Origin of the sequence: Oceanobacillus luteolus (assembly GCF_042678205.1) — a bacterium.
GTDB classification, from domain to species: Bacteria; Bacillota; Bacilli; order Bacillales; family Amphibacillaceae; genus Oceanobacillus; species Oceanobacillus luteolus.
Genome location: NZ_JBHUDE010000115.1, coordinates 1 through 8197, shown reverse-complemented (window position 1 = coordinate 8197; position 8197 = coordinate 1). Strand labels below are relative to the sequence as shown.

6 protein-coding genes and 1 pseudogene are annotated in these 8197 nt (G+C 38.4%); 2 read left to right on the top strand and 5 right to left on the bottom strand.

Annotation, left to right across the window (positions count from 1 at the left end):
* Positions 1–601: 601 nt before the first annotated feature.
* A pseudogene (locus tag ACFSBH_RS13125) lies at positions 602–1809 on the top strand (MFS transporter).
* 123 nt (positions 1810–1932) lie between these two features.
* Here ACFSBH_RS13125 and ACFSBH_RS13120 read toward each other — a convergent pair.
* The 4 genes from ACFSBH_RS13120 to ACFSBH_RS13105 form a co-directional block, all read right to left on the bottom strand.
* Entirely contained in the window at positions 1933–3096 is a 1164-nt protein-coding gene (locus ACFSBH_RS13120) for a DUF4145 domain-containing protein (RefSeq protein ID WP_379597929.1), read from the bottom strand.
* 189 nt (positions 3097–3285) lie between these two features.
* Positions 3286–4170 carry a TIGR01777 family oxidoreductase gene (locus tag ACFSBH_RS13115; protein WP_251517737.1) on the bottom strand — a complete coding sequence of 295 codons (885 nt, stop codon included), beginning with the start codon at positions 4168–4170 and terminating at the stop codon, positions 3286–3288.
* 441 nt (positions 4171–4611) lie between these two features.
* Entirely contained in the window at positions 4612–5982 is a 1371-nt protein-coding gene (locus ACFSBH_RS13110; RefSeq protein WP_379597927.1) for an FAD-dependent oxidoreductase, read from the bottom strand.
* Positions 5983–6205: 223 nt separating this feature from the next.
* A complete protein-coding gene (locus ACFSBH_RS13105) occupies positions 6206–6868 on the bottom strand; it encodes a DNA alkylation repair protein (RefSeq protein WP_379597925.1) in 663 nt (220 codons plus the stop codon).
* 229 nt (positions 6869–7097) lie between these two features.
* On the opposite strand from ACFSBH_RS13105, the gene ACFSBH_RS13100 reads away from it, so the two are divergent.
* Entirely contained in the window at positions 7098–7697 is a 600-nt protein-coding gene (locus ACFSBH_RS13100) for a nitroreductase family protein (RefSeq protein ID WP_379597923.1), read from the top strand.
* A gap of 126 nt (positions 7698–7823) precedes the next feature.
* Here the strand turns inward: ACFSBH_RS13100 and ACFSBH_RS13095 are convergent, their stop codons facing one another.
* A complete protein-coding gene (locus tag ACFSBH_RS13095; RefSeq protein ID WP_251517742.1) occupies positions 7824–8108 on the bottom strand; it encodes an IclR family transcriptional regulator domain-containing protein in 285 nt (94 codons plus the stop codon).
* Positions 8109–8197: the final 89 nt, after the last annotated feature.

The following is an 8197-nucleotide window of genomic DNA, read 5'->3' as shown; positions in this document are numbered from 1 at the left end:
TTGTTTAATAAGAAAACGGGGTTTTCTTATTAAGTTTATGCTTGGCCACTCACGTGACCTTGCTTGACATACTGGTTGTTTTGTTCAGTTTTCAAAGAGCAAATTTTGCTTTGTTGCTTTTTCGCAACAACTCTTACATTATATCAGACTTGTAATATTGAGTCAAGAACTTTTTCAATTCTTTTTTCAAGTCGTTGTCACTCGACTAAAAGCGACAAGAATTAATATACCACACTATCAAACTAGAAGTCAACAACTTTTTTTGTTTATTTCCGCTTGTTTTCGGTGGCGGATATTTAATATATCATAGACTAAAAAACAATGCAATATGTTTTTTCTACATTTTATTACATTATCCCGCTCTATTTTTCCCTATTTCATGAAGGAAAATTTATCCTGTACTAAATAAATAACATAGTTTCTTAAGAATAGCCTCCGAAATTAAACACACTAAGCCCAATTTAAAGGATTCTCTTTAAAGCTGCATCTTTATGTATAGAAGAAATTTGAACGATTATAACTAACCTACTTGGATGAGCTTTAAAATTTCCTACGTTGATGGTAAACAATAAATCAAAATACCGTATTTATTTTATGATAGATGGGTGGTCTTTACCATATGAAAATGAAAGTAAAACTGTGGACGAGCCAATATTTTAATATTGTAATCCTTGCTTTTATCATTTTCTCTGCATTTTATATGATCACAGCAGCTTTTCCTATTTTTGTGGCTACTGTTACTAATAATCCTGCAATCGCAGGAATTATGACGACGACATTAATGACCGCATCCTTAGTGACTCGTTTCTTTGCAAGTGTCATAATCCAAAAATTCAGCAGGAAATTATTACTCATCTTTTCGGTCGTTTACTTTTTAGGTACAATCGCTCTTACTTTTCTTAACGACTCGATTGGATTTTTAATATTCATTAGAGCTTTACAAGGTATTGGGTTTAGTATGCTTACAATGTTGGTATTTACAATCTCCAGTAATATTGTTCCTAAGTCACGATTAGGTGAAGGACTCGTTTATTTTCCATGTCTACAAGCGTCGGTACGACTATGGGACCTCTCATCGCCATCGCATATATTACACATTTTTCGTTTGATTCATTGATGTGGGTAACTCTTGGACTGATGGCTTTTACACTATTATGCAGCTTTTTCACCAAAACGAATTCTAATAATGAAGAGGAAAAACCTAAACCAAAAGAAAATAAGAAAGAGCCGTTCTATGCATATATGTTCGATAAACGTGTGCTGCTTCCTTGTATTTTGGTATCACTTAACTATATGACAATTGCAGGTACCGTTAACTTTATGGGAGCATTTGGGAAAGAAATTGGAGTAGGTGGGAACATTTCGTACTTTTTTATCGCACAAGGAATAGCGATGGTATTGGTTCGCATCTTCTCCGGCAGAATTTTTGACCGCTTTGGTCATCGAATCCTTATTATACCTGCTGCAATTTCAGGCGCGGCAGGGTTAATTTTATTAGGTTTTTCTACTGGAATGATTATGGTGCTCGTTGCTGGGATATTATTTGGGATTGCTTTTGGTGTAATCCACCCTATTGTTCAAGCGTGGGCGTTAACTCTTGTTCCTCCAGAGAAAAAAGCAACAGCTAATTCAATGCTTCTCATTTTTATCGACTTTGGTTTGGCAGCCGGTTCTATCGGGCTCGGCTACTTGGCGGGTATTGTAGGATACGGTATGACCTATGTCTATTCTGCCTCTTTAATGGTAATTATTTTGGTGATTTATCTTTTCGGAAGTAAGAAAGTAAAAGCGGTAGAAATTGCTTCTTGATAAAATCTTTCTTCTATATAGATATGTTATTTTAACTTATTCTAAAACAAAAGGCGGGAGATCCGAATTTGATCTCCCGCTTAGTATTAGCTGAATCGATTAGTCTATAGCAATCACAACAATTTACACCGTCACTTTCACCAAATCCTCTTGTATCTGGCGCAGTTGTTCAAAAAAGCTCTCTACCCGACCTTTTCCAACGCGATGATATTTGCCTAGGATGAGTAATTCCTTTGGTAAATGCCTAACCTTATATATGCCATCGTCATTCAGCTGTTCAATCAGCCCGGGCATTCCTGTGAAGTTCTCTGTACTGAGATCGACGTTTCCGAGGTCGTCAGTCACAACGATTTCACTAGATTTAAAGAATAAGAATAACTCTCCAGGACGGCTGTTTATGAGCTTTTTCCTTCTGATTTCTTCCTGTACAAACTCTTTCAATTCATGGAAGAACGTTTCAGAATGGGTTTCGTTATAGCGAGTCACTCTTAGATGGAAGTTTTCCAATGAACTTGGCAGTTCACTCATGATTCTTGCCTGCTGCTCTCCCCCAAGACGGATCAAGAAACGCTCCGATTCTTCAAAACGTTGTGGAAGTAAGAATGCATCCCTCAAGAAGTAAGGAATCTCAACCGAATCTTTTCCATAGTATATCGTTCGTACTGGAACAAAACCGGGTTCTTCGTTGATTTCATCGAGCAATGAAATTCTACCCTTTTTAGGCTTTGGTTCCACCTCAACAATTTTTATATCTGTTGCTTCTTGTTCTGTATTTTTAGGTTTCTCGTAGGCAAGCGACTCTTTTAAAAGGTCTTCAATTTTCTTAAAGCGCAGTGCCATTTCTTCCAATCCATAAGAATGTTCCTGCTTCATCACCGGGTCCACATATTCCGGTACTTCAATGGTGTACGATTCATACACTTCGACAAACCATTTTACAATCGTGTGGATATGCTCCCAAGCTGTCAGTGATTCTGAAAATCTAAATTGCCGCGTATCATGTGCTGCCACATTCCCTAATTTCCTTACCTCATGAAATGCGTTCATTACTTCTGGAGTGAGTAGACCTGCTTCGTCCAGATTTTGAATCCGCTCCACAATCGTCATGTAAGGATCATTGGTCATATTCTCATGGATCATCACTTTCTCCAACAGTACTTCAATGAACGTCCGGCTATGCGTCAGCATCGAACGGGGACTGTTGTAGATCGCTTTTTCCAGTTCGTATAATGTATGTGCGAATTCTTCCGAGATGTCTGCTAAGAATTCGTAAAAGTATGTAGTCATTGTTGTTCCTCCAAGGTGTATTTCTTATCTGAGTTGCTAATGTATATGAGAATGTATGTGCTTAAGCCAATACACCCAGTATATCAAAATGGAGAAAGTGATACTATAACTAGATTTTTTTGGATAAAAAGTTTGCCTATCTTCTGCAGATCATTACATTTACTTTCACACTAAATTATTGCTCAGCCATTACTTCAAAATATCTTCCAACGTCTTATCCAATGTAGGGTAGGCAAACTCATAGCCTTCCATCTCTAATCGTTCTGGCAGAACCCATCGACTTTTCAATACGAGTTCGGTTTCTGTACGAATGAAAATAGAGCCAATCTCCAACATCCACTTAGGCGAAGGCAACCCGAATGGCATATTCATTGTTTCCCTTAATGTTTTCATTAATTCACGATTTGTAACAGGAAAAGGTGATGAACAATTAAACACGCCACTTAGCTCTTCTCTTTTCTTTAAAAAGAGAATAATCTTGAACAAATCCTCAATATGTATCCAACTGAACATTTGATTTCCCTTACCTTGTACCCCGCCTAGTCCAAATCTTACTAAGTTTTTGTATGGTATGATGACACCGCCATCCTTCCCTAATACGATTGCAATTCGTAACGCAATTTGTCTCGTGTTCGGTAAATCAAAGTCAAAGAATGTTTTCTCCCATGTTGTCGCAACATCAACGGAAAATCCTGAACCGATTACTCCATCATCTTCCGTCATCGGCCGGTCCTCGGCATGCCGGTAAATTGTCGCCGTACTGGAGTTGATCCAAACCTCTGGCGGATGACTACATGCCTTGACGGCCTCCCCGAGCAAAGTCGTTGTCCTTCTTCTTGATTCCATGATTTCTTTTTTATTTGCTTCATTGTATCTGCAATTTACAGATTTACCTGCAAGATTGATCAGCAGTTCCGCACCTTCTAACGCTTCCATCATTTCCGACTTATCTTCCCAGGAGATATGTTGTTTTTGCCGTGATATAATTTTTACTTCATATCCCATCTCTCTGAACTTCTTCTCGAAATATTCACCAATAAATCCTGTTCCCCCTGCCAGCACTACTTTTTTCATATAAACTCTCCAATCTGTCTTGAGTATTTATTCCTTTTGTAGAGTTAATTTTGGGCTGAGACCTGTAGTACTACTTCAACAAAAAAGGATGCTAATCCTTCTTTTGGATAGCAGCCATAACAAAATGAATGATTACGAACTTCTACTTCATTCATTGCATTTCTCATGTTACCTCGGACTGAAACTCATTCTCTGTAGGCATGTGAAAACTTCTTACGTTACTTGCTGAGGTGAAACTCGTCCATCGAGGGTACATGAGCGCTTCTCATGTTACCTTTTAATCTGAATTCTAGCTCCCAAAGGTACATGAAACCTTCTCACATTACCTCCTCTCTAAGTAAAATAATCCCTTAGAGGTAATGTGAGAGCATGTATCCTATTTCAAATCTAAAAAAACCGAGCATGCAAATTAACTTCACATGCTCGGTGTACATTTTTCTATTAAGCTGAGACTTGCTCTTCATCTTTAACTTTTTCACTTTCCTGTGCCATTGCTTTCAATGCAACTTGGTTCAGGAAGTTCACTGGTTTATTGAAATGTGGCTGGAAGAAGAAATCGGTTAGTGCCAATTCTTCGATGGTCATTCCGTTAGCGATACCTACGCTTAGTGTATTGATCGATTGTGTAAAATCAGCATCGGAAATAACTTGGGCACCAACAATACGATGTGTTTCTATTTCATAAACAAGTTTTAGTTGGATCACTGCATTTTCCGGCATAAACTCCGGACGGTAATTATCTTCAATAGAAGCACTTGCTACAGACAAGCCCGCCATAGTTGCTGCACTTTCCGTTAATCCTGTTGAAGCGATGTTATGGTTGTAAATTTTCAATCCAGAAGTTCCTTGAGTTCCTGGGTGCTTCAATACAGGGTTCATCAGGTTATGAGCAACAAGGGTACCCATTCTTACTGCATTTGTTGCAAGTGGAATATAAGACGGCTGTTTCGTTGCATTGTTAGGGACAGCACAGCAGTCACCTGCAGCATATACGTCTTCTACACTTGTCCGCATATACTCATCCACAATGATTGCTCCATTACCCAACATGTCAATTTGACCTTCAAATAATCCAGTGTTTGGTCTAAAACCAACACACATGACTACTAAGTCTGCGTTGTATTCGCCTTTATCTGTAATCACCTTTTGCACCGTCCCTGTTCCTTCAAATTCGGAAACAGTCTGGCCAAGTGCAAGCTCAACGCCACGCTCTTTGAAGCTAGTTTCTACAGGTGAGCTGAAAGATTCATCTAAATAACGATTCAAGATTCGTTCTTCACTATCGATCAGTGTGACGTTTTTGCCGTTCTCCTCAAACGCCTCTACAAGTTCTACACCAATATATCCTGCACCAACTACAACGACGTTTTGTACATTTTCAGAACGTTGAATGATTTCTTTTGCATGTGCAAAGTTTTTACATAACAGGATATTTTCCAAATCAGCCCCTGGAATGGGCGGTGTAATCGGCCAAGAACCAGACGTAATGATCAGCTTATCATACTGATAATCCTTCATTTCACCTGTTTTCATATCTCTTGCTTGAAGCTGTTTTTCATTTACATCGCAGCTTACCACTTCATGATTCATATGCATGTTGACGCCGCGTTGCTCGAACTGCTCCACGGATGCGTAGAACAGACTATTCGCATCCTCGACGACACCACCTACATAAAGCGCAATTCCGCAAGAAAGGAAAGAAACATTATCATTTTTTTCAAAAACATCAATTTGTGCGTGAGGGTATAAATTCAATATATTATTAATCGCTGCAGTTCCAGCGTGAGTACATCCAATAACTGCTACTCTCATTATTCATCATCCTCCATTTATATGCTCAGTTTTTCACATAAGCATGTTGTAAATACAATATACCATATTGTTCAGTATTTCACAATATGTTTTTTAAGATTTTTTTAGTTTATGGATTACCAAACTGCCTCACTGTTTTAACAAAAAACGCTCAGAATAATGAACACCCCTCCTGTTGTAGGGGTTGCAGTTCCATTTTTCTGAGCGTTATTATTTATCGATATTACGACCGTTTGCTTACTTCCATCTTAATAAATTCCGGTAAATAGTTTGGCGTACAGCCTCTTGATACGAATTCATCTTTATAAAGTCCTGTTTTCTCTCCAATTTGACTGCAACGTTCACGATACTTTTCTTCATAGACGCCGATCCAGCCTGCAGTGAAATTCATAGCCCATTGAACTTCCGGTTCTTCCTCCGCAATATTAGCTTCAATTTTAGATACTAAATCTTCGGTGTTATCCGGCGGAGTTTTACCAGTCCATCTCAAGCGGGCTTGATAATACCAGAAAGCTCGTCTCTGCAGAGCAGAAGGACTATCCATCCACGATTCGAGCAATGCAATCCTCTTCTTATCCTTGGTGAGATGATTAGCCATCAACCAATCCATCATGTTATTTCGTTCTTCCAAAGTATGACTCTGCATATCCTGATCAAGCTCATCTAGTACCTCTTGGGTAAGCTGATTTTTATCCATGATTAAGATGGCCAAGAGTCGAGGCATAAACTCTCCACTTGCCCAAAGTTCCATCGCCAGTTCGTGGTCCTTTTTAATCTCCTTCGCGATTTTCCGTAATTCGCCTAGCTTTGTATCACGATTGATTTGAGAAAGAATACTTTCTGCTTTATCCGAGCGTTTTACTGCAGTACTTTTGTTGTCACTCACTTTATCCAACTCCTTTCTTTGTAGCTATATGGTCCGAGGTTACTTTTTTACTAGTATAACATGGATCGTATTTAAAATTTCACCATCCACTTTTTATAAAGTTTCACTTAATGAAACTTTGTTGACTTATTTTGAATTACGATTTTATTTATTCTACACTACTAATGTGGCTTGAACAAAAAAAGATAATACAAGTCCAATAAATATTTCATCTTAGAGGAGAATGTATATGACAACATTTGTAGATTTAGCAGAGAAACGCCGTTCGATTTACGCATTAGGAACGGATAGCAACTATTCAAAAAAGGATATTGAAAATAGAATTCGCGAGGTTGTTAAACAAGTGCCTTCCGCATTCAACAGCCAAACAACACGTGTAGTTGTATTATTCGATAATGCAAACGAGAAGTTTTGGAATCATATTTATGATGTTCAACAGAACGTGCTTGAAGGTGACATGTGGGATATGATGTCAGGCATTATTACCGGAGCTAAAAACGGAATCGGTACGGTGCTATTCTTTGAAGATAAAGAAGCGGTTGAAGGAATGCCTGCACAAGGTGTCCGTCAAGAAGCGTACAAACAAAACAACAATGCCAATGCACAATACGCGGTTTGGTTAGCTTTAGCTGAAATGGACTTGGGCGCAAGCTTACAACATTTCAACGTTGGTTATGAACAAGGTTTCGATAAAGGAACGAAAGAAATGTTCCATCTTCCTGAGTCTTACGAAATGCTTGCACAAATGCCATTTGGATCCGTTGAACAACAAGCTGGCGAAAAAGAACATATCGATACAGACGTTCAAGTTAAAGTTTTTGAAAACTAATCTTTTCATATTGAGCGTTTAGACAACAAGAGCTTAGGAAATCGTTTAAAGATTTCCTAGGCTCTTATTGTTATATGGACCAGTGGAATACTCCCTACATGACCATTCAAACCGATTTGTAGAAAATCAACCTTTCTCCAAAGCTTCAATTTCCTTGGTGATTGCTTCACTTCCCACATCTAATTTAGTGGCGATTTGTTTGATATTTTTCCGTGAAATTTGTTCTACTGGTGCCGCAATGGCTAGAGCCCCAATAACTTCCTGATTTCGAAATACCGGCACGGCTACACAACGAATACCAACCATTCGTTCCTCATCATCAAAAGCATAACCATCTTCCTTAATTGCTTTTAAGTGGTAGCGAAATAGTTGCGAATCTTGAAATGTATTTGTAGTGTAAGCGTCAAACAATGAACACCTTCTATTAAATATCCGTTCTTGAGATAATCTCTTTAGAAAAAAATCTGGAGGTTATGCCAATGAACGATGCTAACAAAAGA

Excerpts from the sequence above, each read along its gene's own strand:
- ACFSBH_RS13120 (WP_379597929.1), bottom strand. The coding sequence starts at position 3,096 with ATGACTACATACTTTTACGAATTCTTAGCAGACATCTCGGAAGAATTC.
- ACFSBH_RS13115 (WP_251517737.1), bottom strand. The coding sequence starts at position 4,170 with ATGAAAAAAGTAGTGCTGGCAGGGGGAACAGGATTTATTGGTGAATAT.
- ACFSBH_RS13110 (WP_379597927.1), bottom strand. The coding sequence starts at position 5,982 with ATGAGAGTAGCAGTTATTGGATGTACTCACGCTGGAACTGCAGCGATT.
- ACFSBH_RS13100 (WP_379597923.1), top strand. The coding sequence starts at position 7,098 with ATGACAACATTTGTAGATTTAGCAGAGAAACGCCGTTCGATTTACGCA.